21 protein-coding genes and 1 pseudogene are annotated in these 26,288 nt (G+C 61.4%); 4 read left to right on the top strand and 18 right to left on the bottom strand.

Going from position 1 to position 26,288, the window contains the following annotated elements; all coding sequences use genetic code 11:
* Positions 1–15: 15 nt before the first annotated feature.
* The 4 genes from AC5WNI_RS10010 to AC5WNI_RS09995 form a co-directional block, all read right to left on the bottom strand.
* Positions 16–672, bottom strand: a complete 657-nt coding sequence (locus AC5WNI_RS10010) for a 2OG-Fe(II) oxygenase family protein (RefSeq protein WP_225346773.1) — start codon at positions 670–672, stop codon at positions 16–18.
* Positions 672–956, bottom strand: a complete 285-nt coding sequence (locus tag AC5WNI_RS10005; RefSeq protein WP_225346772.1) for a hypothetical protein — start codon at positions 954–956, stop codon at positions 672–674. Before AC5WNI_RS10005 ends, AC5WNI_RS10010 begins: the two co-directional genes overlap by 1 nt.
* Before the next feature lie 197 nt (positions 957–1,153).
* Positions 1,154–2,848 carry an L-lactate permease gene (locus AC5WNI_RS10000; RefSeq protein ID WP_225346771.1) on the bottom strand — a complete coding sequence of 565 codons (1,695 nt, stop codon included), beginning with the start codon at positions 2,846–2,848 and terminating at the stop codon, positions 1,154–1,156.
* A gap of 564 nt (positions 2,849–3,412) precedes the next feature.
* Positions 3,413–4,402 (bottom strand): IS481 family transposase, encoded by a 990-nt coding sequence (locus AC5WNI_RS09995; RefSeq protein ID WP_495928362.1) that lies wholly within the window; start codon positions 4,400–4,402, stop codon positions 3,413–3,415.
* Positions 4,403–4,685: 283 nt separating this feature from the next.
* Here AC5WNI_RS09995 and AC5WNI_RS09990 point away from each other — a divergent pair, with 283 nt between their 5' ends.
* A complete protein-coding gene (locus tag AC5WNI_RS09990) occupies positions 4,686–5,645 on the top strand; it encodes a DMT family transporter (RefSeq protein WP_225346770.1) in 960 nt (319 codons plus the stop codon).
* A gap of 215 nt (positions 5,646–5,860) precedes the next feature.
* On the opposite strand, the gene AC5WNI_RS09985 is transcribed toward AC5WNI_RS09990, so the two are convergent.
* The 4 genes from AC5WNI_RS09985 to AC5WNI_RS09970 form a co-directional block, all read right to left on the bottom strand.
* Entirely contained in the window at positions 5,861–6,544 is a 684-nt protein-coding gene (locus AC5WNI_RS09985; protein ID WP_225346769.1) for a hypothetical protein, read from the bottom strand.
* Between the two features lie 175 nt (positions 6,545–6,719).
* Positions 6,720–7,160, bottom strand: a complete 441-nt coding sequence (locus AC5WNI_RS09980; RefSeq protein WP_225346768.1) for a YkvA family protein — start codon at positions 7,158–7,160, stop codon at positions 6,720–6,722.
* Between the two features lie 269 nt (positions 7,161–7,429).
* Positions 7,430–8,155 carry a pirin family protein gene (locus tag AC5WNI_RS09975; protein WP_225346767.1) on the bottom strand — a complete coding sequence of 242 codons (726 nt, stop codon included), beginning with the start codon at positions 8,153–8,155 and terminating at the stop codon, positions 7,430–7,432.
* A gap of 61 nt (positions 8,156–8,216) precedes the next feature.
* Positions 8,217–8,669 (bottom strand): DoxX family protein, encoded by a 453-nt coding sequence (locus AC5WNI_RS09970; RefSeq protein ID WP_432704833.1) that lies wholly within the window; start codon positions 8,667–8,669, stop codon positions 8,217–8,219.
* Positions 8,670–8,800: 131 nt separating this feature from the next.
* Between AC5WNI_RS09970 and AC5WNI_RS09965 the strand changes: the two genes are divergently transcribed.
* On the top strand, positions 8,801–9,742 hold the full coding sequence (locus tag AC5WNI_RS09965; protein WP_216060823.1) for a LysR substrate-binding domain-containing protein: 942 nt from the start codon (positions 8,801–8,803) through the stop codon (positions 9,740–9,742).
* A gap of 15 nt (positions 9,743–9,757) precedes the next feature.
* Here AC5WNI_RS09965 and tdh read toward each other — a convergent pair whose 3' ends face one another.
* The 6 genes and pseudogenes from tdh to AC5WNI_RS09935 all read right to left on the bottom strand — a co-directional run bounded on the left by tdh (position 9,758) and on the right by AC5WNI_RS09935 (position 19,937).
* Positions 9,758–10,783 (bottom strand): L-threonine 3-dehydrogenase, encoded by a 1,026-nt coding sequence (gene tdh, locus AC5WNI_RS09960; protein WP_225346765.1) that lies wholly within the window; start codon positions 10,781–10,783, stop codon positions 9,758–9,760.
* On the bottom strand, positions 10,780–12,018 hold the full coding sequence (locus tag AC5WNI_RS09955; protein WP_495928361.1) for a glycine C-acetyltransferase: 1,239 nt from the start codon (positions 12,016–12,018) through the stop codon (positions 10,780–10,782). The genes tdh and AC5WNI_RS09955 overlap by 4 nt, the downstream gene beginning before the upstream one ends.
* Before the next feature lie 124 nt (positions 12,019–12,142).
* Entirely contained in the window at positions 12,143–13,654 is a 1,512-nt protein-coding gene (locus AC5WNI_RS09950) for a Na+/H+ antiporter NhaC family protein (protein ID WP_225346763.1), read from the bottom strand.
* 434 nt (positions 13,655–14,088) lie between these two features.
* Positions 14,089–15,612, bottom strand: coding sequence for a BCCT family transporter (locus tag AC5WNI_RS09945; RefSeq protein ID WP_225346762.1), 1,524 nt, complete (start codon positions 15,610–15,612; stop codon positions 14,089–14,091).
* Positions 15,613–15,973: 361 nt separating this feature from the next.
* Positions 15,974–17,569 (bottom strand): annotated as a pseudogene (locus AC5WNI_RS09940) (BCCT family transporter).
* A gap of 565 nt (positions 17,570–18,134) precedes the next feature.
* A complete protein-coding gene (locus tag AC5WNI_RS09935; protein ID WP_225346761.1) occupies positions 18,135–19,937 on the bottom strand; it encodes a BCCT family transporter in 1,803 nt (600 codons plus the stop codon).
* A gap of 539 nt (positions 19,938–20,476) precedes the next feature.
* Between AC5WNI_RS09935 and AC5WNI_RS09930 the strand changes: the two genes are divergently transcribed.
* Both AC5WNI_RS09930 and AC5WNI_RS09925 read left to right on the top strand, forming a co-directional pair.
* Positions 20,477–21,433 (top strand): GlxA family transcriptional regulator, encoded by a 957-nt coding sequence (locus tag AC5WNI_RS09930; RefSeq protein ID WP_225346760.1) that lies wholly within the window; start codon positions 20,477–20,479, stop codon positions 21,431–21,433.
* Between the two features lie 138 nt (positions 21,434–21,571).
* A complete protein-coding gene (locus tag AC5WNI_RS09925) occupies positions 21,572–22,486 on the top strand; it encodes a hypothetical protein (RefSeq protein WP_225346759.1) in 915 nt (304 codons plus the stop codon).
* Positions 22,487–22,644: 158 nt separating this feature from the next.
* On the opposite strand, the gene AC5WNI_RS09920 is transcribed toward AC5WNI_RS09925, so the two are convergent.
* The 4 genes from AC5WNI_RS09920 to AC5WNI_RS09905 all read right to left on the bottom strand — a co-directional run bounded on the left by AC5WNI_RS09920 (position 22,645) and on the right by AC5WNI_RS09905 (position 26,164).
* Positions 22,645–23,691 (bottom strand): alpha/beta hydrolase fold domain-containing protein, encoded by a 1,047-nt coding sequence (locus AC5WNI_RS09920; protein ID WP_225346758.1) that lies wholly within the window; start codon positions 23,689–23,691, stop codon positions 22,645–22,647.
* A gap of 120 nt (positions 23,692–23,811) precedes the next feature.
* The gene (locus tag AC5WNI_RS09915) at positions 23,812–24,279 is read right to left on the bottom strand and encodes a thioesterase family protein (protein ID WP_225346757.1); all 468 of its coding nucleotides are present in this window, start codon (positions 24,277–24,279) and stop codon (positions 23,812–23,814) included.
* Positions 24,279–25,232 (bottom strand): L-carnitine dehydrogenase, encoded by a 954-nt coding sequence (locus AC5WNI_RS09910; RefSeq protein WP_225346756.1) that lies wholly within the window; start codon positions 25,230–25,232, stop codon positions 24,279–24,281. Before AC5WNI_RS09910 ends, AC5WNI_RS09915 begins: the two co-directional genes overlap by 1 nt.
* Complete coding sequence (locus AC5WNI_RS09905) at positions 25,229–26,164, bottom strand: beta-keto acid cleavage family enzyme (RefSeq protein WP_225346755.1); 936 nt, start codon at positions 26,162–26,164, stop codon at positions 25,229–25,231. The genes AC5WNI_RS09910 and AC5WNI_RS09905 overlap by 4 nt, the downstream gene beginning before the upstream one ends.
* Between the last annotated feature and the right edge of the window lie 124 nt (positions 26,165–26,288).

The following is a 26,288-nucleotide window of genomic DNA, read 5'->3' as shown; positions in this document are numbered from 1 at the left end:
AGAGCACGCTAGCCATCAGAACGGTGCGAAATCATCCTGTTCGGCGCTCGAGGCAACCCAGCGGTCTCTGGCAGGTATCGCCCGGCGTTGCGCGCCCTGTGGCGGTATCTGGCCTCGCTCACCATACAGCCACAGCACCAGGTTGGAGCGCTGGCCGCTGGTGATCGGCTGTGCGGCATGCGGCACATTACCGCGATGCAGCATGGCCGAGCCAGGTGTGAACGCGAAGCGCACTGCGTCTCCGCTCGCGGCGTCCATGACGTCCAGTTCAGAGCCCTCGAAGGTCTCGTCGGGCAGGTTCATGTTGATGTTGAGGGTTACGGACGAGGCGTCGGTATGCGGTCGAATCGAGGCGTCTGTCGTGGGCTGATAATGGATCGAGAAGCCGAAGGACTGGCTGTCGTAGCCGATGATTTCCGGGAACAGCAGCCGCGAGATCGGGCGCATGTAGGTATCCAGCAGTTGCTGATAGAACGCCTGGAAAGTCGGTGCCGCCAGATAGCCCTCTGAGCGACGGTCGAGCATGGCGCCGCGCCGGTTGAGCACGATGCTGTAGGGCGGGCGCAGCGGAATGCCGGCGTCCCATGCCTGTTCCAGCAGGTTGCGCAGGTCAGCGATGCGCTCGACATCGAAGAGCTGGAACTGATAGACGTCAGTGGCGACTTCTGTCATCAGCGCCTTGACGTCCGTCTCGCGCTCGGGATTTTCCCACGCCCGCTTGACGGCATGCGCAGCGCCTCATCGATCAATCCACTGTCGAGGATGGCGAGATCGTCCTGCTGGACGGCTTCCCATTCACGCCAGGCGTCACTCAGCAGCTGACGATGGCTGTCCCAGAATTGCTGGACGGAGGGGGCGCGCCGCAGCATGGCTTCGCGGGAAGGAAGTTCGAGCTCGCGGGCCTGCTGCAACTGGGTCTGCTGTAGTCGGGTAGGGTGCAATACAGAATGGGGCATGGATGTCTGCTCCAGAAACTTGCGACATGAAGACTGCCGTTTCGGCGATGTTGGGCAATTTATTACGCCGTGCCTTGTTGATAAACAGGCCCCTGGAGTAAACACATTCAATATTCTGTTGATGATCTCCACACAACAGCAGGCCCGCACACAATGCGGGCCTGCTGTCGTCTGCCAGAGTGAAGCGAGGCGTGTTGTCAGCTCATCAAGCTGTCAATCACACCCAGACCATAAAAGGCGATCATGCCGATGATGCCGGCGAAGATCACGTAGTAGAGCGTCGGGAGGATCGTCTTTCGGAGCGTGACGCCTTCGCGACCCAGAAGGCCGACGGTGGCCGAGGCAGCCACCACGTTGTGGATGGCGATCATGTTGCCGGCAGCCGCGCCAACCGCCTGGAGGGCGACCATCATGGCGCTGGAGATGCCCAGGGCCTGGGCGACGTTGAACTGGAAATCGGCCAGCATCAGATTGGAGACGGTGTTGGAGCCGGCGATGAAGGCCCCGAGGGCACCGACACTCGGCGCGAACAGCGGATAGATATCGCCCACGCCATCGGCGATGAACTGCGCCATCGCCACCGGCATCGACACCAGATCCGCCTCGTTGACGCCGGAATTGATCAGGATGCGCACCATCGGAATCGTGAACAGTAGCACGAAGCCTGCGCCGAGGATGGTGCGGCTGGATTCGCTGACGGCAGCACTGACATCGCGCATGCGCATGCGATGCAGCACGATGGTCAGCAGTACCACGACCACCAGGATACCACCGGGCAGGTACAAGGGCTGCAGACTGCCAGAGATGTCAGCCTCCCCGAGAATGCCGCTCCAGCCGAAGCTCCATGAGGTCAGCGCCTCCTTGATCGGCGCGATGACGCGCGACATCACCAGCAACACCGCGAGCAGCACATACGGCAACCACCCCATGCCGACCGAGAGCGGCTTGCGGCCCTCGACGGGCTCAAGTGTCATGTCCAGCTTGCCGATCCACTCCGCGGGCCAGCTGTCAGCGTTCGGGAAGTCCCAGGTTCTGCTGGGTAGCAGGAAGCCCTTGCGCGCCGCGGGTACCACGATGGCGAGCCCCACCATGGCGCCGATCATCGACGGGAATTCCGGTCCCAGCAGCATGCCCGCCAGTATGTAAGGCACCACGAAGCAGACACCGGCGAACAGCGCAAAGGGCGCGACCTCCAGCCCTTCACGCCAGGAACGATTGGCGCCGAAGAAGCGCACCATCACAGCAACCATGATCAATGGCATGCAGATCCCGATGATGCCGTGAGTGATGGCGACTTCAGAGGTCACCAGCTGGAAGTAGGCGTCCCAGCTCGAGCCATTCGCGGCCAGTGTCTCGCTGACACCGGCCTTGTCGAGGCCACCGGAGACCCCGACCACGATCGGCGTGCCGACCGCACCGAAGGAGACCGGCGTCGATTGCACCATCATGCCCACCACGACCGCGGCCAGTGCCGGGAAGCCCAGCGCCACCATCAAGGGGGCGGCGACGGCGGCAGGGGTGCCGAAGCCGGAGGCACCTTCGATGAAGCAGCCGAACAGCCAGGCGACGATGATGGCCTGTACGCGGCGGTCCGGGCTGATGCCGGAGAAGCCGTTGCGTATCGCGGCAATGCCGCCGGAATGCTTGAGAGTATTGAGCAGCAGCAGGGCGCCGAAGATGATCCACAGGATCGCGACCGTCAGTATCAGCCCTTGGAATGACGAGGCCAGGACACGAGTGAAGGTCATGTCCCAGGCCAGCAGGGCGATCAATGCAGTGACCACGAAGACGATGGGCATGGCGAGGCGGGCGGCCATGCGAAAGCCGATCAACAGTACCCCAGCGAGCAGCAATGGCACAAAGGCCAATAGTGCCAATAGCGACTGATTCATGTGCAGCACTCTCCCTATGTTGCGTGGCGAACGTCGTTTTATAAGTCTTTGTTGTTGGTGGGTGCGTGGTTATGTCGCATCTGACGCTAGCTCAAGGTAAGAGAGTCCATTTGTTTCTGCTACTTGAGGTCATCTGGTATTACCAGTGATGATCACGAGGTTTATTTGCGCCAACTCATTGATAGTCAATGACTCTGTGAGGTGGCGCAGCCCACTCATCACGCGCAGCAGGTCAGTTTATTAGACTAAAAGGCGGCCGTTTACCGGGTGAGAGGCGTCTGCTTCCTGAGCGTGACAGGAAGGGTGTCCGGCCAATGACATCTGCATGTTACGCACTTCACGTGCCCCAAGTGCCCCAATAGAAGGAGGAATGGCGAACAAGAAGCTGGTCGGGTGGGGTTGTCTTGCGCGCCATAAGGGCGGCTCACGCCTTGCTGGCTTGCGTGACTTCTCTCTTCGGGGTGGTCGTCATTGTCTCGAGATGCTGGGCGAAATAAGCCCTGTTCAGGCAAGGATATATCCACTGATTATTCAAGAAGTCGCGCACGATTCAGTGACAAGTCACTAGTTGTCGGGTTCCGTCTGATTGATTACAGTCTGAGTAAACAACTCCGGTCGTTCGACCTGCCACTCCTTCATTGCTGCTATAGGCGCTTTGTGGTGTAGTGCCTTCTGAGGAATGTGGTGATTATAGAGCCAGCAATAACGCTCGAGTGTCTGTTCTAAATCCTCACTTGAGTCATAACGCCGGGTTGCCAGCACATCGCTGATACGCCCATTGAAGCGCTCCACCATCCCGTTCGTTTGGGGTCTGCCTGGCTTGATCAATCGATGCTCAATGCCATGGATCTGACATTCCTGATCGAAAAAATGATGCCCGCTGGGCTTACGCTCGCCACCCACGGTGAAGCGATCGGTAAAGGATTTACCATTGTCCGTGAGCACGGTTCGAATCGTGAAGGGGGCCTCCTCTTCCACACGCTTCATGAACGCCTGGGCGTCCTTTGCAGATTGACTTGATCTGACCTCCAGATACACCCACCGAGTGGCGCGATCAATCGCGACGTAAAGATAACGCTTCTGATCTTCGTCAGGCATTTGGGGCAGGTGCTTGATATCAATGTGCACATACCCGGGCTCATAATCCTTGAAAGGCCGATGCTTGGGCTTCTCGTCCTCCTTCGCATCTCGACGCGCCAGCTTGGCCAGAGTCGGAACATCACGTCGTTTGAGCATGCGCTGAAGCGCGGAACGTGACAGATTGGGGTTCAGGAATTCCCGAGCAACGACAAGTAGATCATCGAGCCCCAAGCGTAGCAGTTCACGAGCGGCGATGACGATCTCTTCCTGTTCTGAGGTCAGAGTCGCTAGTAGATTATGACGCGTGTGGGAACGATCCAGGACATCATCACGATAGCGCCAGCGTTGGATAGTTGAGACGCTGACCCCGAACTGACGAGCGAGATCTTTGTTCGTCATGCTGGAAGGAGCTGCTTGGATGTCGGCACGGATTTTCGGTGTCGTCGTCGCTTGCTTATGCAGCTTGATGTACATGAAGCCTTTCCTGAATAAATTGCTTGATGAGCTCACGAGAGGCTAACAAAGGATAGCTTCGTTGTGAAATCCGATCATCCGGCACCCTACAACTAGTAGCCGTCATGTCTGTCATGTATTGGCGACAGGTATTCAAGTTTAACTTTCGTTAACTGATTGAGTATAACAATTTGATACCTTTAAATAAAAGAAAGTACAAATAAGCCGGCTGTGTATATTTACAGGGTGTGGGCGTGTCTTGTTACGCTTTCTTTCCTCAATCAATCACGTCTATGGAGAGCGCATGGCAAAATGGGGCATGTTATTGGTCATTCTGGCAGCCCTCCAGTGGGGGATTACCGGTGGGCTGGGAAGTCAGTTGATGTCGTGGGGTTGGCAGGCCGAAGTCATTTCGTTCTGGCGCGCCATGGTGGGGTTCATCTGCATGCTGGGCTGGATGTTTCTGCTGGGCTATCACAAGCGCCCGGCCGACTCCACGCGTGGTCTGTTGGGGTGGTCATTGTTGGCGGGGCTGGGTGTCGCCGGCAATTTCATGTTCTATTTCAAGAGCGTCAATGAGAGCAGCGTCGCGGTGGCTGCCACGCTGATGTACAGCGCGCCCATCTTTGTCTATATCGCCTCTTTCCTGGCGCGGGTCGAGAAACCGACGCCGGTCAAGTTGGGGTCGATCGTGGTGGTGATGATCGGCATTGTATTGTTGACAGGCGTGCTGCAATCCGGCTCTGCCTCTGTCACCCCCCTGGGCATCGCCTTTGGCTTGTTGGCGGGCGTGTCTTATGCCGTGTTCATCTTTGCCTTCAAGTCCGCTTCGCGGCACGGCAGTGTGCCGGGCATCCTGGCCATCGCGCTGGGCTTGAGCACCTTGATCATGGTGCCATTCACGGACATGGGGCAGGCGATTGCGGTGCCCTTCGCCGATGAGTGGTGGGTCTTCATCCTGTTCGGGCTGGTGGGCGGTGGCCTGTCCTTCTATTGCTATATTGCCGGGCTGCGCCATAGCTTGCCGTCAGTCGCCTCCATCGTCGCCATGATCGAGCCGATCACTGCCACTCTCTACGGCCTGTTGATTCTGGGACAGGGGCTGGATGCCATGCAGATAGGTGGCATGGCGCTGATTCTGCTCGCGATCACGGTGCTGAGCCTGGCGCAGAATCGCCCGGATGTGTTGCTGCGCATGCCGCTAGGCTTGCGCAAGGACACCTCAAGAGACGCGCAGGTGAAGCAGACGGAACAGACAAGTTAATGACGTCTCGTGAACCCTGAACCAGCGCCTTCCTTCTGCTCGCGATCGTGATGAATGCCGCGAGGTACACGATGCGTGAATCTCGAGGGCAATAGCGAAGGGATGAAGGGGCCTGAAACACGATAACGCCTCGTCAGCATGACTGGCGAGGCGTTATCGTGTTGTGACGTATATGACGTCGAGTGTTGCCAGTGCGTACTGGACCTGGCTCGCTGTCAGCTATCGCTGAGCACGACGGCAAGTTCAGGGCTCGGGCGGCTGGCGTTGACGAAGAAGTCATTCATCGTCAATAGCAGGTACTTCTTCATCATGTTCTGGGCCGGCAGGAAGATGCGATCTCCGAAGTCGAAGTTGCCTGCCTGGTGCGGCACGGAGTCCTGAACGACGTAATCCTTACTGAATAGCAACTGCTCGTTCTTGTCGTAGAGACGATACTGGACATCGAAATTGGCAATGATATCGAAATCTTCATTGGCGACACCGAAGGTCAGCAGATTCTTGGTCAGGTTCTGGGCGATCAGGTAATCAAGGTAGACAGGGCCACGATTCTCGTGAGCCTGGATTTCCACCTGCAAGCGGTAGTCGCTGGCGCGTGCATCATGGGTGATGTGTGAAGACGCGGGCAATTGCTCGCGCAATAGCTGGTCGAAATGGGTCATCGCCGGTGAACAGATGCGTGACAGCTTGATGTTGCCCAATGGTTGCATGGCCTGTTGGGCAGCGCCGGAGAACAGATTGGCCTGTGGCTGGCTGTAATAGACGTCGGAATAGAACACCTTATGCTGGTAGGCCTGTGCCTCCACCGGCGTTACTTTCGGGACATCGATCTGCGCGCGCGATACACAGCCGGCCATCATCGTGAGGGCAATGCCCGCGACAGCGAGTTTCATCAATGGCATGGGCATTCGAGTGACGGACATATGACGAATTCTCAGGCGTGATGAAGTTGTCGCTCACCGTAACATGCGCATGTCACAAGGCTAAACACGGGCCAGACAACGCCTTTCAACCATTGTTAACTTTTGTTTAATATTGTTGCATTTGTCTATGCGGAGGCTCGCAAGAGGCGCCAGCTCAATCGAACCAGCGCTTGAGTGTCGTCTCCGCGCGCGCGGAATGTTCCGGTTTGATATGCGCGGCGACGATGGCGACGGCACCCGCCATCAGCGTCAGGTCATCGGTGTAGCCAAGCAGTGGCGTGAAGTCGGGCAGACCATCGATGGGCGAGATGAAATAGCCCAGCGCCCCATAGATGGTGGTGCGCGCCCAGAGAGGCGTATCTGGGTCCTGGGCGGCGAAATACATGCGAAATGCGGGATTGAGCACGCGCTTGCCTGCCTTTCTGGCGGCGCCGCTCACCTTGCGCCAGAAGCCGGCCTCCGAGTAGACCTCGGCATGGGCGTCGAGGGCCTCCTGGTGGGGGCGGCTGCCATCGCCCGTCTGCGCTAGCGGATCCGGCGCTGGCAGCCTGAGTGTCTCAGGCGGCTCGGCGGCGATGATCGTCTCATTCGTCATGGCGCTGTCTCCGTCATCTGAAGGTATCGGCAAGGGCTGCCAGCTTCATACCCTGCACTGCAGGTCTTACTTTACCATGTGACTTTGCGCGGGTTGCGTCGTTCCATGGTTCGCTCCGGGAATCGCTCCGTGTGTCATTCTGTGGAGCGTTTTGTGAGCCGCTGCGTGCTGGCAATGACAGATAGAAAGACGCCGCCTCCTCACCCGTATCGACTGGGCAAGGAGGCGGCGTCTTTTTTGGCGATCAGGAATTGGTCAGCATCAACGGCTCAGGTGGGCAGGTCGAACAGCAGGGCATGCAGCCGGTGGGCATCGCTCAGCGCGAGCCGTGATGCCTGATCCAGCGTCACGGCGTCACCTGCGCCCAGCGAGACACTTTGCGCATCACTGGTGCTCAGGCTCGTGGTCCCATCGATCACGTGCAGATAGTAGCGGCGCCTTGCGTCCAGTGGCAGTGTCAGTGCTGCGCGCTGCGCGTCATCTCCTTGCAGGCCGATGCGATACATCTGGGCATCCTGATTGATAACCAGCACCCCAGGCGCGGCTTGCGCCGGTGGTGCGATCAACAGGGTGAGGCCGTCGCGGGCGACGAAGGACTGCTGCTGATAGCGCGGCGGCAGCCCCTTGGCCTGTGGCGTGATCCAGATCTGCAGAAAGCGCAGTGGCTCGCGGGACGAGGCGTTGTACTCACTGTGCTCGATGCCCGTCCCGGCACTCATCAGCTGGACTTCGCCCACCCCCAGGGTGTGTCGTGAGCCCATGCTGTCGCGGTGCTCGATGCTGCCTGACAGCACATAGCTGATGATTTCCATGTCACTGTGCGAGTGCGGATCGAAGCCCGCGCCCGGCGCCACGCGGTCATCGTTGATCACGCGCAGCACGGAGACGCCCATGTGAGCCGGGTCGTAGTAGCTGGCGAAAGAGAAACTGTGGCGGCTCTCCAGCCAGGCGAACCTGGCATGGCCGCGTTCATTGCCGGGACGTAACGTGAGCATGGCAACCTCCTGAGACTGTGCGGGCGCGCATTGAGTGATGAATAGCCAGCCTTCAGCAGGCTTATGAATCGTGCCTGACCGGGCTCAGCAGGCGGTCGAGTGACAGCTTGCCGCCGCCGGTGATCGCCAGGCTCGCCGCGATCGTCAGCAGTGCCAGCGCGTATTCATAGCCGTTGTTGCTCGCGAACAGCCCATTGCCGATATGCACGGTCAGGATGGCGACCAGCATAGTGAAGGCCAGCACGGCAGCCGCCGGACGTGTCAGCAGGCCGATCAGGATCGCCAGTCCGCCGAAGAGCTCGCCGCTACCGGATAGCAGCGCCATCAGGTAGCCGGGTTCGATACCGATGGAGGCCATCCACTGACCGGTGCCTTCCAGGCCGTAGCCGCCGAAGGCGCCGAACAGTTTCTGTGAACCGTGGGCCATGAAGATGATGCCGGTCGGGACACGCAGCACCAGGCTTGCGAGGCTGGAATCGGTGGTCATCAGGCGAGAGAGGGCAGACGTGAACATGTGTGGCTCCATTGATCAGGGGATATGAGGTTTTTCAGATCAGTGTGTTTGAACGATGGAGCTACTATAGAATGCGGCTTATCAAAAAAATAATGGAGGATTCTGGTCTCAATGATCAGAATTTTTGAATTATGGTATCACCCATCACACTCGACGCCCTGCGCGTGCTGGATGCCATCGAGCGGCGGGGCAGTTTCGCCGCGGCCGCCGAGACACTGCATCGCGTACCCTCGGCGATTTCCTATTCGGTCCAGAAGCTGGAGGAAGAGCTGGGTGTGCCGCTGTTCGACCGCTCGCGTCGCAAGGCCGAGCTGACCGATGCGGGCCACCTGGTGCTGGCGCATGGGCGGCGCATTTTGCTGGCCACCGAGGAGATGACGGCGCTGGCGCGTCAGGCGGGAGCGGGCTGGGAGGTCGAGCTGCGTATCTGCGTCGATACCATTCTTGATCCGGAGGCGCTCTATCCGCTGTTGGAGGAATTCCAGGCCATCCAGCCGCGCACGCGGGTGGTGTTGAGCGAGGAGGTGATGGCGGGTGCCTGGGATGCGCTGCACGACAATCGCTGTGATCTGGTGATCGGCGCGCCTGGCGAGCCACCGGTGTCGGGGCTTGCGTGCCGGCGGTTCGGCGCAATAGAGCCGGTCTTCGCCGTGGCGGCAGATCATCCGCTGACCCGGCTGGCGCAGCCGATTGCCATCGAGGCGCTGCAGGAATATCCCACCGTGATCGTGGCGGACAGCTCGCGCAGCCTGCCCGGCCATTCTTCCGGCTTGCTGGACGGCCGCAGCCAGATCATCGTCAAGACCACGGCGCAGAAGATCGAGGTCCAGCGCAAGGGGCTGGGAGTCGGCTATCTGCCGCGGCATCGAATCCATCGTCATCTGGAGGAGGGCAGTCTGGCACTGTTGCAGCTGGAGACGCAGCGCGCGCCGATCGATCTCTCGCTCGCCTGGCGCAGTGGTCGTCAGGGCAAGGCGCTCAAATGGTTCCTCGAGCGCCTTGCCGCCCCCGGCATGGGTGAGGCCTTCGGGCTGTTGCCGCGCGAGGCGGCGACTGACTTGCGTGGAGACTGAACCGAGCAGACGCCCTCAGCCCCAGTCGAGCACCACCTTGCCCGACTGACCGGAGCCCATGATCTCGAAACCCTGCTGGAAGTCTGCGACGCCCAGGCGATGGGTGATGATGGGCGAGAGATCCAACCCTGACTGGATCAGGCTGGCCATCTTGTACCAGGTCTCGAACATCTCGCGGCCATAGATGCCCTTGATGGTCAGCCCCTTGAAGATGACCTTGGTCCAGTCGATGGCCATCTCGCCGGGCGGAATGCCCAGCATGGCGATCTTGCCGCCATGATTGATGACATCGAGCATCTGCTCGACGGCGGAGGGCACGCCGGACATTTCCAGCACCACATCGAAGCCCTCATGCATGTCGAGCTCCGCCATCACCTCCTGCAGGGATTCGCGGCTGACATTGACGGTACGGGTCGCGCCCATCTGCTCGGCGAGTGCCAGTCGATAGTCATTCACGTCGGTGATCACCACGTGGCGAGCCCCGATATGGCGGATGACCGCCGCCGCCATGATGCCGATGGGCCCGGCACCGGTGATCAAGACGTCCTCGCCGACCACATCGAACGCCAGCGCCGTATGCACGGCATTGCCGAAGGGGTCGAAGATGGCCGCCAGGTCATCGCTGATCTCATCCGGCAGCTTGAAGAGGTTGTAGGCGGGCAGGGCAAGATATTCGGCGAAGGCGCCGGGGCGATTGACGCCCACGCCCTCGGTATTGCGACATAGATGGCGACGCCCCGCGCGGCAGTTGCGGCAATGGCCGCAGGTGATGTGCCCTTCGCCTGAGACACGGTCGCCGATCTCGTAGCCACGCACCTCGCTGCCCAGTGCGACGATCTCCCCCGCATACTCATGACCGGTGACCATCGGCACCGGCACGGTCGCCTGCGACCAATCATCCCATTGATAGATGTGCATGTCCGTGCCGCAGATCGCGGTCTTGCGGATCTTGATCAGCACATCGTTGTGGCCGATTTCCGGCACGGCCGTCTCGGTCATCCAGATCCCGGGTTCGGCCTTGAGCTTGGCCAGCGCCTTCATGTATCACCTCCCGTCGTGGAGTCGATCACGCCCATCTCGCGGCCGATACGCGTGAAGGCGGCAATGGCCGTCTCGATCTGCTCCGGAGTATGCGCCGCCGAGATCTGGGTGCGAATGCGCGCCTGCCCCTTGGGCACCACCGGATAGGAAAACCCGATCACGTAGATGCCGGCCTCCAGCAGACGATTGGCGAAGTCGCCCGCCAGGCGTGCATCGCCGATCATCACCGGAATGATGGCGTGACCGGCACCCGCGAGGGTGAAGCCGGCCTCCTGCATGCCACGACGGAAGCGTTCGACGTTCTCCCACAGTTGATGGCGCGCCTCGGCGCTGTCCTCGACCTTGCCCAGCGCCTTGAGAGTCGCCGCCACAATGGGCGGTGCCAGCGAGTTGGAGAACAGATAAGGGCGCGAGCGCTGACGCAGCCACTCGACGATGGGCCCGCGCGCGGCCGTCACTCCACCCGAGGCCCCGCCCAGTGCCTTGCCTAAGGTGGTGGTGATGATGTCGATCTGATCCATCACGTCATGGTATTCGTGGCTGCCACGCCCGTTGGCCCCCACGAAGCCGGTGGCGTGGGAGTCATCCACCATCACCAGCGCGTCGTAGCGTCTGGCGAGCTCGCAGATGCCCTTGAGGTTGGCGATCACGCCATCCATCGAGAAGACACCGTCGGTGGCGATCAGCTTGAAGCGTGCATCGGCGGCGTCCGCTTGTTGGAGGCGGGCCTCGAGTTCGCGCATGTCATTGTTGGCATAGCGATAGCGGCTGGCCTTGCACAGGCGCACGCCATCAATGATGGAGGCATGATTGAGCGCATCGGAAATGATGGCGTCCTCAGGGCCGAAAAGTGTCTCGAACAGGCCGCCATTGGCGTCGAAACACGAAGAATAGAGGATGGCATCGTCCATGCCGAGAAAGGCCGCGAGGCGTTTTTCCAGCACGCGATGCTGATGGTGAGTGCCGCAGATGAAGCGCACCGAGGCCATGCCGAAGCCGTCACGCTCCAGCGCCTGTTGCGCGGCCGCGATCAGCTCGGGGCTATCGGCCAGGCCCAGATAGTTGTTGGCGCAGAAGTTGATCAACTCCGACCCTTGCCCCTCGTGTTCATCACCGCCCGCGACCCGCAGGCTGGCACGCTGGGGCGAGGTGATCTCGCGCTCCTGCTTGTAGAGGCCTTCTTCATGCAGCTCATTGATCTGACGGCTGAGATGGTCGTGGAAACTTGCTGGCATGCGTCGCTCCTGTCTGTCGTGGTCCTGTTCGCTTCCGATGGTCGCTGAGCGCCTGCGGGAAACGTGATGGCACAGGCTTTCAGCGTAGTCGGGGTCTGTCAGCGGCGTGGCGCGAATCGTGCGCTCAGCTGGCCGGACGCTCCTTGAGTTCATTGCCATCCTCGTCTTCAAAGGTCAGTCCCCAGCTGGTGACGGCGGCCAGCAGCATGATGGTCACGAGGAACCAGCCCTGGAAGACGAACGGGAAGACGGCGGTCGGCGAGACGGAGGGCAGCCAATCATAGGTGCCCTGCATGGACTGGATCGTCGACCAGCCCAGCAGTACTGGTGCCCCCCAAGGGAAGATGTAGCCCAGCGCAGAGGTCACGGCGTCCAGCATGTTGGCGCGGCGATAGCGATGGATGCGGTAGCGGGTGCCCAGCGCACGCACGAAGGGCGCGGCCGCGATCTCGGCGGCGGTATTGATGGTGATGGCGCTGTTGAGCAGCGCCACGATGCCCCAGATGGCCACTTCGGCGCGGCGCATCGATTGCTTGATCCAGCGCATCAGCAGGCGCGTGACATGCTCCATGGTGCCGCCGAGGGTCATCAGGTGGGCGGCACCGACGATCAGCAGGATCAGGATGCCCATGTTGACGTAACCTTCGACGCCGCGAACCAATGCACCAGTCATGACGCCATCGGCCTCGGCATCGAAGGCGATGATCTGTGACAGGCTGCCGGTGCCGGCGATCAGCATGACAGGAATGGCGAGCAGGGTGCCCCAGGTCAGAGAGGTCAGCAGGTGCTGTCCACGCAGTGCCAGTATCAGCACCAGTGCAAAGGGCGCCAGCATGATCAGCCCCGCTGGATCGGCGGCCTCCTGCATCGATTGAACCGCCGCGGGGTCGGTGATGCCGCCTTGCTCGCTGCCGCCGAAGATCACGAACAGCGCCAGCGCCGGCAAGGCTGCCGCAATCGAGTACTTGAAGCGGCTTTTCACCACGCCGGGGACATCCGCGCCCTGGGTCGTGGCGGAGACGATGGTGGTGTCTGACACCGGGGCCAGGTTATCGCCGAAGATGGCACCGGACAGTATCGCGGCAAACAGCAGGGTGGGGTCACCGCCCACCGCGATGCCGGCCGGATACATCAGCGTGCAGAAGGCGACCGTGGTGCCGTAACCAGTCCCGACAGCGGTCGAGAACACGGCTGCGAGCAGGAAGGTGAGCCCGACGAACCAGCCGCCGGTCATGTCCGAGATGCCGCCCAGCCAGACAAGCCCTTCGACCAGTCCCCCGACTTGCAGAACCTGAGCGAACATCCCGGCATAGAACCAGGCGACGATGGCGACCACCCCGATGGGCTGCGTCAGCCCATCGAACAGGCCGTTGGCATAGTCCTCCCAGCGACTGGTGCAGAAGAACAGACCGAGGGTCAGCCCGAACAGTGCCCCCATGACTAGGCCGATTTCAGAGGACAGCCCCAGCACGCTGGTCGTGATTGCCCAGACGACAAAGAAGATCAACGGGATGGCGGCGCCCCAGGCACCGAAGCGGAATGTCAGCGAAGGGGAGCCAGGCGCTACGTGTGATGCGTCATTGGGCGGGTGAGCAGCGTTCTGCTGCTCAGGACTCTGCTGTGAAGTCGGGGACATGTCATTACCTGTCTACGTCATTGTGATTGTTGGGTGACGACTTGAGGCAGTCGCTGGGCAAGACGATCTTCCGAATGGCAAGGCACTTGCTTCACCTTGCATCGGATTGCACTCGGCACATGCCAGAGCGCAATGGCGATGTTCTCAATGGCCCTATCAGCAATACAAACGCCAGCAAGGCTTGTGGATGTTTGATGTCTTGCCAGCATGAAGCGCTGAAAATCCAGCGTTCTGCCAGTCATTTCAGCCTATCAATGTGTGCTGATGGACTGTCAATGCGGCGAAGGCGCAAGACGTGTCGTTCGTGGCGGGTAGCGAAAAAAGGTGTTCATCAGACGTGACACGGCCCTGCACCTCGTTAGAGGGCAGGGCCGTTGTGTTGGACAGACTGTATTGCGTCAGTACTCGCTGCGACGCCTCTCACTCCATGGCGTTCAGCGCTGGGTGAGTGGTGCCGGTACCGGGACGGCGCGGGTGGCGCGATCACGGCGTACGCGGATCACGAAGGCGATTCCCAGCGCGAAGATACCGAAGGCGACCGGGATGGCGGCGACCGAGATCAGGCTCAGCAGGGTCTTGTAGACATCGCCGCCCAGCCAGCTGACCACGACGGCCAGGGCCGCCATGGAGATGATCCAGAAGGCGCGTGAGCGTTTGACGGTCAGCATCTCGCACACCAGGCCCGCGGAGTCGGCGCTGGTAATGAAGAACAGCAGGATGTTGAGCGTCAGGATGAGGGACAGCAGGCCGCTGCTGTCGATGGTGTCGATCAATACGAAGACATCATCGACGCCCAGGCTCAGACTGCCGAGCCCGAAGACCACGAACCACAGGCATGAGAACAGGGTCGGCACCAGCATCACGCCCAGCACCATGCCACGCAGGGTGCGGCCCTTGGAAATGCGGGCGATGAAGACGCCGGTGAAGATGAACCAGCCATACCAGGCCGCCTCGAAGGCATACAGCCAGTCTGCCAGCCATGTCTTGCGCTCCGGATCGCCCAGGCCGATATCGGTGGCCATCGTGGGGTACTTGAGCAGGTATTCCGGCACCAGGCGCACGAAGGTGGAGAGGATATCGCCGGGCACGGTCAGCACCAGCACGCCGAGCATCAGGATGATCGCGAACAGGGTGTTGTAGTTGCTCAGCCACTTGATGCCGCGCTTGAGGCCCGAGGCGGAGGAGATGATGGCGCACACGGCCAGCACGCAGATGATCAGGGTCGGGCTGAATTCGATGCCGACCAGCTTGACCAGCCCCTGCTGGATCGGGGTGGTCGCGTAGGTGAAGGACAGTGACAGGCCGATGACGGTGGAGACGACGAGGCTGATCAGGTTCAGCTTGCTCCACAGGCCGTTGCCCAGCAGTTCTTCGGCAGGCTTGGCCATCTTCATGTTGTACATGGCGTGGGCGAAGAGCGCGCCGATGGCCAGATAACCGGCCCAGGCGAGCAAGCCCCAGTGATTGAAGGCGTTGAGCAGCGCCATGTCGGTGCTCAGGCCGGCATCGGTGTGATATTTGGGTTCCAGCACGCCCCAGGTGAGTAGGCCGATGCCCATGCCGGTGGCGAACAGCATGCCCATCCAGCTCAGGGTATGGAATTCAGGGTCGCCTTCGCCGAAGCGCAGCTTGCCCAGCGGGGTAAAGCAGACCGCGACCAGCAGCAGCGAGACGGCAAAGGCCGGCCAGGTGAACAGGAAGCCGAAGTTGCCGATCACCGAGCCCTTGATCAGGTCGAGACTGGCCAGAAATCCTTCGGGAAACAGGGCGGCGGCACCGATCAGTAGCGCAATCACGCAGACGGTCGCGATCGAGGTCAGGTATTGCTCCTTGCCACAGGTCGAGTTTCCTAGCCCGCAGATGTCGTCAGCGGAGTGCGCGTTCTGTTGTTCATGATTTGACTGTCCAGAGACGGACTGTTCAGAAGCAGGCTGTGCAGAGGGCGAGTGGTGGGTCATTGTGCGAGTCCTGATGTTGTTATTGTCGTGGCAGGCAACGTGATGCGGGGATGAGATGACGCGTTGAAGAGGCCGATGCTGAGCTCCTGTGAATGGCAAGGACCTCATAAGACTATCCGTACTGGGTAAGCAGTTTTGGATATGCACGACAACTAATTGGCTTGTTGCGACATGACGGCCCGCTTCAGGGCAATATCGGTAGGCGCAAGCGTGATGTGTTGCCCAATACGACTCGCCGAGCCGCCCCTGTCACGGGATGGCTCGGCGAGTGGAGGTTGGCAGGGCCTGTCTGGCAGAGCATGTCATGCTAGTGAGGCATCATGTTGGGACTGGCACAAGTCCATCAGTCTCCGCCTCAAGCTCAGGCCTGGCTTCTGCTTCTGTCCGGCTTCGGCTTGCCGAGCTTCATGAGGGCGATGCTGGATTCCTGACATAGCGCAACCAGAAGGCCCAGCGTCATCGCCACGATCACGAAGCTCATCGGCAGGGCGGCGGCCATCAGGATGGTCTGCAGCGCCTTGAGTCCGCCCGCCATCAGCAGCGTCCCCGCGACCAGCCCGATGCAGATGCCCCAGAAGATGCGATGGCGCGCCAGCGGTTCTTCATCGCCCAACGACAGGATGGTCGTGACCACCAGAGTGCTGGAATCCGAGCTGGTCACGAACCAGCTGATCAGCAGGAAGATCAGCAGTGCCGAGAGAATGATGCCCAGCACGTCGTTGCCTGCCAGGGCATCGGCGGTGGCGAACAGCGCTTCGGGCAGGTTCCAGTTGCGTACCAGCGTCATCAGCTCACCGCTGCCGGCGCCCATGCTGGCCGTCAGCTCCTGATGCAGACCGGTACCGCCGAACAGCGCCTGCCAGATGAAGATGATCAGCGGCGGGGCGATCAGCACGCCCAGGATGAATTCCCGCAGGGTGCGGCCCTTGGAGATGCGGGCGATGAACAGCCCGATGAACGGCGCCCACGCCAGCCACCAGGCCCAGTAGAAGATGGTCCAGCCTTCCTGCCAGCTGCTTTCGCCCGCGGTCTGGGCGACCCACAGCCCCATCGGCACCACGTCGCGTAGTTAGGCCAGCAACGTCTCGCCGAACAGCGAGATAAGCCACAGCGTCGGGCCACCGACCAGGAAGCTGCCGACCACGATGATCGACACGCCGATATTGAGCTCCGAGATGTAGCGGATGCCGCGCTTGACCCCGGAGACCGCCGAGGCAATGGAGATCGCGCTGATCACGACGATCAATGCCAGCTGGGTGCCGATGCCGGCATCCAGGCCGGTGAGGCGATTGAGGCCCACCGCGATCTGGCTGACGCCCAGGCCCAGCGAGGTGGCGATACCGAACACGCAGCCCAGCACGCCCATGATGTCGACGGCATGGCCGATCGGGCCGTAGATGCGCTCGCCGATCAGCGGATAGAGCGCGGAGCGCAGTGCCAGCGGCAGCTGCTTGCGATAGGCGAAGTAGGCCAGCGTCATGCCGACGATGCCGTAGACCGCCCAGCCATGCAGCCCCCAGTGGAAGAAGGCCGCCTTGAGTGCCTCGACGGCGCGGGCGTGATCCATGGCGGTGGCACCGGTCAGATCCGCATGTGGGTTGTTGGGGTAGCCGAAGCCACCGGAGTTGTCGAAATAGAACATCGGCTCCGCGACACCGAAGAACAGCACGCCGATGCCGACTCCTGCCGACAGCAACATCGAGATCCAGGTGAAGCGCGAGAATTCCGGGGCACTATCCTTGGGGCCGAGGCGCAGGTTGCCCCAGGGCGAGCATACCAGTGCCAACGACAGGGCGATCATCGCGACCACCAGCACCAGGTAGTAGGTACCGAAGGTATGTTCGATCCAGCTGCGTGCGGCACCGAAGATGGCGGCCGCCCCATCGGGAGAGAGGCCGGCCCCGACGACGAATGCCAGCAACAGGCCGGCCGAGGTCAGGGGCATGCCCTTGTGCATGCCTTTGAGCGAGCCGCTGGTTTCCACTTGGAGATGTGCCGTGAGGGCATTGTTCTGCGAAGGGGGTGGTGCGTGATCACCGAGCGGATCATGGTCTGTCGCTGCCATGAGAAGACTCCTGAATTGTTGTAGTTGTTGTGTGAGCTGTCGTTCTAATTGCTGTTTGAGCTGTCGCTCCTGCTGCGGCCTGAATGCCTTGAGAGCGGGATCGATACGGATAAGGCCAGTGGCGAAAGTAGGGGGTGGTGTTCTCGATCAGGCCAATGCCGGGGATGGCCAATCTCGAGAGTGCCAAGAGTGTCATGCGTAACTAGCTGGGCACCTTTGCTGTCAGTGTCCTGTCAGCAACGCAACCGGCTATCAGGCCGATAGTTGCGCCTTCCAGACTAGTCAGGTGCGGTGTGTGGGCGTTGAAGAAAAGCGACGACTATTTGTCATAAAACGACGTCAAGGGCATGCAAAAGATGCCAAAAATGACAATGCCCGCTCAGGTGTTGGCCTGAGCGGGCATTGGTGACTTGATGATGACAAATCACTACCAAAGAGTGTGACTCTTCTGCAGTCCTTAGCCCGCGTTGGTCTGGCTGACCGTTCGCGGCGTGGCTTGCGGGCCGGTCTTCGGCTGATGACGCGATTTGATCACGCTGCGCGATTCATCCACCAGCGCGACCAGCAGGCCAAGCGTCATGGCGAGGATCACGAAACTGACCGGCAGGGCGGCAGCCATCAGGACCGTCTGCAGCGCCTTGAGCCCGCCTGCCATCAGCAGCACCGCCGCGACGGAGCCGATGCAGACACCCCAGAAGATGCGGTGACGCGGCAGCGGGTCTTCATCGCCCATCGACAGGATGGTGGTGATGACCAGGGTGCTGGAGTCGGAGCTGGTCACGAACCAGCTGATCAGCAGGAAGATCAGCAGCGACGTCAGCACGGTGCTGAGAATGCCATTGCTCACCAGCGCATCTGCGGTGGCGAACAGCGCCTCTGGCAGATTCCAGTCGCGAATCATGCCCATCAGCTGGCCGGTGCCCGGACCCATGGCCGCGTTCAGTTCCTGATGCAGGGCGGTGCCGCCGAACAGGGTCTGCCAGATGAAGATGATCAGCGGCGGGGCAATCAGCACGCCGAGGATGAATTCACGCAGGGTGCGGCCCTTGGAGATACGCGCGATGAACAGACCGATGAACGGTGCCCATGCCAGCCACCAGGCCCAGTAGAAGATGGTCCAGGCATCCTGCCAGTCGCGCTCGACCGGTGTGCTCGCGACCCACAGGCCCATGGGGATGACGTCACGCACGTAGGAGACGACCGTCTCGCCGAACATGCTGATCAGCCACAGGGTCGGGCCACCGATTAGAAAGCTGCCGACCACGATGACGGACACGCCCACATTCAGCTCGGAAATGATGCGGATACCCCGCTTGACACCGGAGACCGCCGAGACGATGGAGATGACGCTGATGATCGCGATCAACACGACCTGGGTGCCGATACCCGAGTCGATACCGGTCAGGCGGTTGAGGCCGACGGCGATCTGACTGACGCCCAGCCCCAGCGAGGTGGCGATACCGAACACGCAGCCCAGCACGCCCATGATGTCGACGGCATGGCCGATGGGGCCGTAGATGCGCTCACCGATCAGCGGATAGAGCGCGGAGCGCAGTGCCAGCGGCAGATTGCGGCGATAGGCAAAGTAGGCCAGCGTCATGCCGACGATGACATAGACCGCCCAGCCGTGCAGCCCCCAGTGGAAGAAGGCTTGCTTGAGAGCGTCGACGGCGCGGGTGTGATCCATCGCCATATGGCCGGCGAGGTCAGCGTGCGGATTGTTGGGGTAGCCGAAGCCGCCGGAGTTGTCGAAGTAGAACATTGGTTCGGCGACGCCGAAGAACAGGATGCCGATCCCGACGCCTGCCGAGAGCAGCATCGAGACCCAGGTGAAGCGCGAGAATTCGGGGCGGCTATCCGGCGCGCCCAAGCGCAGCTTGCCCCAGGGGGAGAAGACGAGGGCAATGCACAGGCCGATCAGACCGACGATGGTCACCAGGTAATAGGTGCCGAAGGTGGATTCGATCCAGGCGCGCGCGGCGCCGAACAGGCTGGAGGACAGTTCGGGAGCCAGGCCGGTGGCGAGAACGAAAAGCAGCAGCAGGCCGGCGGAGGTCAGGGTCATGCCCTTGTGCATGCCCTTGAGCGGGCCGGAGGTCTCGACGCGCAGGCTCAGGTCCGGTGAATGGTAGCGCTGAGAACCGACGACTGCCGAGGCGCTGCCGCCAGAGGTGGTGTTGTTGGAGGTGGCGTTTTTGTTACTGGCGTTTTTGGTATTGGCAATGTCAGGTGAGGCGGGATCAGGCTGAGGTGGGGTCACGCAATATCTCCTGTTCGAGCTGGTCGTAGGGCCAGCGTTCCCTGTCGCGGTCACGGCGGAATGACCGTTCATCTGTCGCGAAAAATTGTTGTCGATAAGGCAACGAGATGAAGACGTGAATGCTTGTCGAGACGCGCGAGAAGACGCTAACTCCCTCATAGCATTACAATATATTATGAATGGAATTGATTTTGATGGCTACAGCTTCTGGAGAATTGGCTGTGTCGCAAGAGCGCGTTTGCCAGCGAGCCCATTCGGTCACGCAGACTCATTGGCAAGGGCTATCGCGCAGGGGCGTCGTGGCTGTCTGAGAAATAGAAATCATGCAATGATATTCTTGACGTGATACGACCACTTATTTCCTGAAAGCGACAATGTTGGCCGTCTGTGAGACGCTTTCGGGATAACATCCCGGCGGTGCAGGGGCGTGAGCGGAGCCTACACCTCAGGCGCTTGCCCTCACGACGTCATCGACGCTGCTTGAGCTCAGCCGACGGGCAGGGCGGATTCACCTTCTCACTCTTTGGAGCCACTGCACGATGCGACTCGATTACATCGGCCCGCTACCGGAAACCATCGGGTTTCTCTTGCTGCCACGCTTCTCGATGATGGCGTTCTTCGCGGCCGTGGAGCCTTTGCGCATCGCCAATCGCATCAGTGGCAAGCCGCTGTTTCGCTGGCTGCTCATCAGTGAGGATGGTCAGCCGGTCACGTCTTCCAGTGGCATGACGCTGGTCGCCGACCACAGCATTCTCGATATTCGCTCCCTGCCTTCGCTGGCGGTATGCAGTGGTTTCGAGCCCGAGGCACACCTCAATCGCGCCTTGACGGGCTGGCTGCATCGTCTCGATGGCGGAGGCTGTGTGCTGGGTGGCCTGGATACCGGCTGTTTCCTGCTGGCGTCGGCAGGACTGCTGGATGGTGAGCGCGTCACGCTGCACTGGGAAAGCCTGCCGGCGTTTCGTGAGCGCTTCCCGACCATCAGTACCTCGGATGAGCTGTTCGAGCTGGGCGCGCGGCGCTTTTCCTGTGCCGGTGGGGCAGCCGCGATGGACATGGCACTGGATGTGATTGCCCGCCGGCACGGCACGGCGCTGGCGGTGGATGTCTCGGAGCAGCTGGTACACGACCGCATGCGCACGCGGACGGACCAGCAGCGCATGACGTTGGCGCGCCGCCTCGGCACCCACAAGCGCCAGCTGGTGGATGCGGTCGCCTTGATGGAGCAGAACTTGGACACCCCCTTGTCGCTGGAGGAACTGGCGAGACGCTGTCGCGTCTCGCTGCGCCAGTTGCAGCGCCTGTTCGAGCAGGAGCTGTCGACCTCGCCGCGGGCCTGGTACCTGCGGCTGCGCCTGGAGCGGGCGCGGCATCTGCTCAAGGAAACCGACCTCGATATTCTCTCGATCGGGCTGTCGAGCGGCTTTACCTCCAGCTCCAGCTTCTCGCGTGCCTACCGCAACCACTTCGGGCATTCCCCGCGCCAGACGCGCTGAGGCCTGGCTGGTTGCCATCGGCGTGATGACGCTGACGTTAATCGTGATGCAGTGGTGAGGCGGGCCTCTTGCATTATCAGGCTGCTCGCCTCCATTACATGAAGATGCCCTCAGTAAGCCCCAAGGAATGGAGCGCGTATGCAGTTCATGAAATATGCCAGGCAGTTGGCGCGAAACCCGCTGGGGATCATCGCCTTGTTCATCTCGTTGATCTATGGCTTCGCGAGTCTGTTGCTGAATTCGGCGGCCGAGACGCTGACGGTGGCGGAGCGTTGGCCGCTGATCGGTTTCATCGTGGTGTTTCCGCTGCTGGTGCTGGCGGTGTTCTATCGACTCGTGACCCATCATCACGGCAAGTTGTATGCGCCGGGGGATTACGACAAGGATCGCTCCTTCATGCGCACGCTGTCGCCAGCCGAGCAGGAGCAGCGTCTGACTCGCGAGGTGCAGGAGTCGCTGGGGGAAAGTGATTGGCAGCAGGGCGGAGCAGGCGCCGAGGCTCAGGAGTCAACCGCCGCTGAGGATAGCGGGCAGGCCGTCGACGATGCCGATGTCGCGCAGCTGTTGAGCCCGCAGGACAGGGCCGATGAGAAGACGCCGTTATCGCGTGCCGAGCATCTGGATCATCATCGCCATCAGGTGACCCGGCTGAAGGATGCGGTGCTCCGTCAGATGCAGGAGTCCTCCACGGCGGGTGGTGGCGGCGGTAGTGCGAGCGGCGCGATGACGCGGCATGTGCGTGTCGGCGAGACCGATGCTTGCTTCGATGCGCTGCTCGAGGGGGAAAGCGCCCCCTTCACTTTCATCGAGGTGAAGGTGCTCAAGAACTACGCCAGAGCGCAGACGGTGCTGCAAAGTCTGCTCTACGAAGCGCTGCTGGCGGACCGCACTCTGGAGGCCAATTTCAGACTGATCGTCGTGGTCGTGCTGACGGAGGATTCGTCTCCGGACATGACGCGGGAGCGGCTGGAGCAGGAGTGGCATCAGCGCATCCGTCAGTGCCCGGTCGCCATCGAGCTGCGCTTCATGTCACCGGCGAGTCTGAAGGCTTAGGCGACGGCTTGACGCTCGAGCGGTCATCTCCAGGCCTTTCATTCATCAGCTATATCTGCCGTCAACTATGTCGGTCACCAGCTATGTCTGTCACCAGATGCGCAAACGCCCAGTCACGACTATCGTGGCTGGGCGTTTGCGGGCGTGAGGGGCTTACGCTAGTCCAGGGCGCACAGGCGCCGATCGAGGGCTTCACAGAAGGCCTGCCAGGCGTGCTGCATCTCGGGGAGCGCATGATGCGCATGCAGCGCCGCATGCACCATGCCGCGTGCACTGCGATAACCGACATCGGCACCGCGCCAGCGCCAGACATCCACCGCTGCCTCCAGCGGTTGCGTCAGCGGGTCATGCTCGGCGGCCAGTACTTCGATCTGGCGTGCCGGCGGCTGCTGGGAATGGGCCGGCGAGGGCGAGTAACTGGCGGAGCGGTCGCCCTCGGCGATGGCCAGCCACATGCTGACCACTTCATCGCGGCCGAGCAGCGGCGCATCCGAGCCCAACGCGAACTCGTTCTCCTTGGCCAACACGAAGACCGGGTCCATCGGTGGGTAGATCAGCCCCAGCACATAGCTGACGGGCTTCTCAGGGGCCGGATGCTCCTGATGGCGGGCCGTTTCCATTTCCGCGCCATGGGTGCCGAGGCTCTGCATGCGCGTGCCTTGCAGGCCGATGTTGGGCATCTCGGTATCGAGTCGGCGTGCCACATCCATCGCCAGTCGTGCGCCGGCGCTGTCACCAACGATGGCCACTGGCTCGACAGTGGCGGAGAGGTGCTTGATGGTCGCTAGGCAATCCGCCAGTGCGTCCTGATAGTTGGCTTCGGGCAGCAGGCGATAATCAACACTGACCACCTCACGACCCAACTGGGCGGCCAGGCTGGAGGCGATGCCCTGATGGCTCTCCGGCGAGCCTATCTGCCAAGCCCCTCCATGCAGAAACACCACCGGTGCCGGCAGATTACCGTCCGCCTTGCGTGCCACCTCCGGGATGAAGTGGCGCAGGCGCAGCGGCGTTGCCCGGCCGGTGATTTCGACATGATTCTCGTGGGTCGTGACGCCCTCGGCGAGCGGCGCGCCAAGTTGCTGGCACAGTTGTTCATAGCGCTTGCGGGCGTCTGCCAGCGGCATCTCTACCATTTCATCCATGCCGCGCGCGAAGTCAGCGATGAAGGCGCGACAGGTGATGGGGGAAGGGGTCATGGTCATGAATAGGCTCTCGGCGGGTGTCCCAAGACAATAACACCCCGCCAGAAGACTGGCAGGGTGCGGGTTTCGACGCTAAATCAGCGACTTGTTATCCGAAGCGGACATCAATTGTCATACGTCTCAGGCCGTCTTGTGGCGGATGGCGATACGACGACCGGCCGCCTTGGGCCAGTCATCATCGCCTGCCGGCTGGGGCAGAGCGGCAATGCGCTCCGCCATCGATTCTGGGCAGGGCGTCGGGCGGCCTCCACTGATGCTCATCGCCATCAACATCTGCTCGCTGGTGGCGATCTCGCTGCCGTCAATATCCGTCAGGGTAAACAGCACGTGCTGACGCTTCGGGTCGTGATCCAGCAGCATGACCTTGACCTTTAGCGCCTGGCCTTCATGCGCTTCCGCCAGGTAGCACAGATGCGTCTCCAGGGTGTAGATGGTCAGATCGTGTTCGCGACGACCCTCGGCATCCAGCCCCACATGCTCCATCAAGGCTTCGACCGCCATCGAGAAGGCACGCGCGTACTCGGCATCATTCATGTGGCCGTTATAGTCTACCCACTCATGCGGTACCGTGATCTCGAGCAGGTCCATCAGATACGCCCCTCGAGACCTTCGGCTTCCGGCCAGTACTTGCGCGTCAGGTTCAAAAGCTCGACCAGGAATTCATCGCGACGACGGTCCAGCTCGGCGACAGGGCGACCCGCTGCCTGGTATTCGCAGCCTTCCACGACCTTGTCGATCAGCTCGTCGGTCAGTTCCGGCGCTTCGAGTTTGGTCCATGGAAGTTTCAGGGCCGGGCCGAACTGTTCGAGCATGTGACGCATGCCCGGCTCGCCGCCTGCCAGGTGGAAGGTCAGGAAGGTACCCATCAGCGACCAGCGCAGGCCACAGCCATAGACGACAGCCGCGTCGATTTCTTCGGTGGTGGCGACGCCATCGTTGACCAGGTGCAGCGCTTCACGCCACAGCGCTTCCATCAGACGGTCAGCGATGTGACCCTCGATCTCGCGACGCACGATCAGCGGACGCATTGCCAGCTTCTGGTAATCATCGCGTGCGCCTTCCAGCAGTGCAGGAGCGGTGTGCTCGCCACCGACCAGCTCGACCAGCGGCAGCAGATAGACCGGGTTGAATGGGTGCGCGACGATGACGCGGCCCGGGGCCTTCTTGCAGTCCTGTTGCAGATCGGTCGGCTTGAAGCCGGAGGTGGAAGAGCCGATCACGACGTGCTTTTCGGTGGCAGCATCGATGGCGCTGAGGATTTCCTGCTTGAGTGGCAGACGCTCCGGCACGTTTTCCTGGATCAGATCGGCGCCGACCACGGCTTCTTCGAGCGTGGCGGCGAAGCGCAGGCGATCGACGGACGCGCCCTCAGCCAGGCCATCCTTCTCCAGTGCGTGCCAGGCGTTCTCGACGAAGGCGCGGGTGCGGGCTTCGGCGTCTGGGGCCGGGTCAAAGGCGACCACATCCCAGCCATTGGCCAGTGCGCGGGAGATCCAGCCGTTGCCGATGACACCGGTTCCTACGACAGATAACTGGCTCATGCGACACCTCCAGCGGTTTCGAGTGCTGCGATATCGCCAGCGGTCTTGCCGGTGGACGGATCACGCAGCTTCAGGAATTCACGCGTCTCGGCCGGGGTCATCACGCTGGAACCCAGGTTCTCGATGATGCCGGAGGACTTCTCGACCAGCTGGGCATTGGTCGCCATCACGCCCTTGGACAGATAGAGGTTGTCTTCGAGACCGACGCGAGCGTGACCGCCCAGCAGCACGGCCTGTGCGACCATCGGCATCTGCATGCGGCCGATGCCGAAGGCGGCCCAGTTGGAGTTGGTCGGCAGCTTGTTCTTCATGGTCAGCATGGTTTCGGTGTCGGCTTCCGCGCCCCACGGAATGCCCAGGCACAGCTGGAACAGCAGGTCGTCGTCGAGCAGGCCTTCCTGCTGCAGCTGACGGGCGAACCAGACGTGGCCCAGATCGAAGCACTCGAGCTCCGGCTTGACGCCAGCGACCTGCACCAGACGAGCGTGCTCGCGCAGCCAGTCGGCGGTATTGATGTAGACCATATCGCCGAAGTTCAGGCTGCCGCAGTCCAGGGTGCACAGTTCCGGCAGCAGTTCCTGGATCGGCGCGTGACGCTCGGCCGGGGTCTGGATGTCGGTGCCCGGGCCACCACGAGTCGGGTCGTTGACGTCCGGAATCCAGTCGCCGCCGCCACCGGCGGTGATGTTCATGACGATGTCGGTGTCGGCGGAACGCACACGGTCCATGACTTCACGGAAGTGCTCGGTGGAGTGGCTGATGCCGCCGGTCTCCGGATCACGAACGTGAATGTGGGCCACGCTGGCACCGGCCTTGGCGGCCGCGATGCAGTCATAGGCGATCTGCTTCGGCGTCACCGGGACATTCGGGTTCTTGCTGGCGGTATCACCCGCGCCAGTGATGGCGCATGTCAGGATAGTCTTGCGATTCATCGTCGGGCCTCACGTGTCAGAACACTTGTCTGCGGTAAGTCGAAGCGGCCATGTCACCAGACGTCAACCTGCACGTCCCGGTCGCATCGCCTCTGCGCCTTTGTTGAACACAGTGTCGTGAAGT

The organism is Cobetia sp. PDI-12MA, from assembly GCF_059507695.1.
The sequence above is the reverse complement of the archived record's forward strand: the minus strand, read 5'-3'. Positions and strand labels throughout refer to the sequence as shown.

Coding starts and splice junctions, on each gene's coding strand:
- AC5WNI_RS10010 (WP_225346773.1), bottom strand. CDS start 672: ATGACAGAAGTCGCCACTGACGTCTATCAGTTCCAGCTCTTCGATGTC.
- AC5WNI_RS10005 (WP_225346772.1), bottom strand. CDS start 956: ATGCCCCATTCTGTATTGCACCCTACCCGACTACAGCAGACCCAGTTG.
- AC5WNI_RS10000 (WP_225346771.1), bottom strand. CDS start 2,848: ATGAATCAGTCGCTATTGGCACTATTGGCCTTTGTGCCATTGCTGCTC.
- AC5WNI_RS09995 (WP_495928362.1), bottom strand. CDS start 4,402: ATGTACATCAAGCTGCATAAGCAAGCGACGACGACACCGAAAATCCGT.
- AC5WNI_RS09990 (WP_225346770.1), top strand. CDS start 4,686: ATGGCAAAATGGGGCATGTTATTGGTCATTCTGGCAGCCCTCCAGTGG.
- AC5WNI_RS09985 (WP_225346769.1), bottom strand. CDS start 6,544: ATGCCATTGATGAAACTCGCTGTCGCGGGCATTGCCCTCACGATGATG.
- AC5WNI_RS09980 (WP_225346768.1), bottom strand. CDS start 7,160: ATGACGAATGAGACGATCATCGCCGCCGAGCCGCCTGAGACACTCAGG.
- AC5WNI_RS09975 (WP_225346767.1), bottom strand. CDS start 8,155: ATGCTCACGTTACGTCCCGGCAATGAACGCGGCCATGCCAGGTTCGCC.
- AC5WNI_RS09970 (WP_432704833.1), bottom strand. CDS start 8,669: ATGTTCACGTCTGCCCTCTCTCGCCTGATGACCACCGATTCCAGCCTC.
- AC5WNI_RS09965 (WP_216060823.1), top strand. CDS start 8,801: ATGGTATCACCCATCACACTCGACGCCCTGCGCGTGCTGGATGCCATC.
- tdh (WP_225346765.1), bottom strand. CDS start 10,783: ATGAAGGCGCTGGCCAAGCTCAAGGCCGAACCCGGGATCTGGATGACC.
- AC5WNI_RS09955 (WP_495928361.1), bottom strand. CDS start 12,018: ATGCCAGCAAGTTTCCACGACCATCTCAGCCGTCAGATCAATGAGCTG.
- AC5WNI_RS09950 (WP_225346763.1), bottom strand. CDS start 13,654: ATGTCCCCGACTTCACAGCAGAGTCCTGAGCAGCAGAACGCTGCTCAC.
- AC5WNI_RS09945 (WP_225346762.1), bottom strand. CDS start 15,612: ATGACCCACCACTCGCCCTCTGCACAGCCTGCTTCTGAACAGTCCGTC.
- AC5WNI_RS09930 (WP_225346760.1), top strand. CDS start 20,477: ATGCGACTCGATTACATCGGCCCGCTACCGGAAACCATCGGGTTTCTC.
- AC5WNI_RS09925 (WP_225346759.1), top strand. CDS start 21,572: ATGCAGTTCATGAAATATGCCAGGCAGTTGGCGCGAAACCCGCTGGGG.
- AC5WNI_RS09920 (WP_225346758.1), bottom strand. CDS start 23,691: ATGACCATGACCCCTTCCCCCATCACCTGTCGCGCCTTCATCGCTGAC.
- AC5WNI_RS09915 (WP_225346757.1), bottom strand. CDS start 24,279: ATGGACCTGCTCGAGATCACGGTACCGCATGAGTGGGTAGACTATAAC.
- AC5WNI_RS09910 (WP_225346756.1), bottom strand. CDS start 25,232: ATGAGCCAGTTATCTGTCGTAGGAACCGGTGTCATCGGCAACGGCTGG.
- AC5WNI_RS09905 (WP_225346755.1), bottom strand. CDS start 26,164: ATGAATCGCAAGACTATCCTGACATGCGCCATCACTGGCGCGGGTGAT.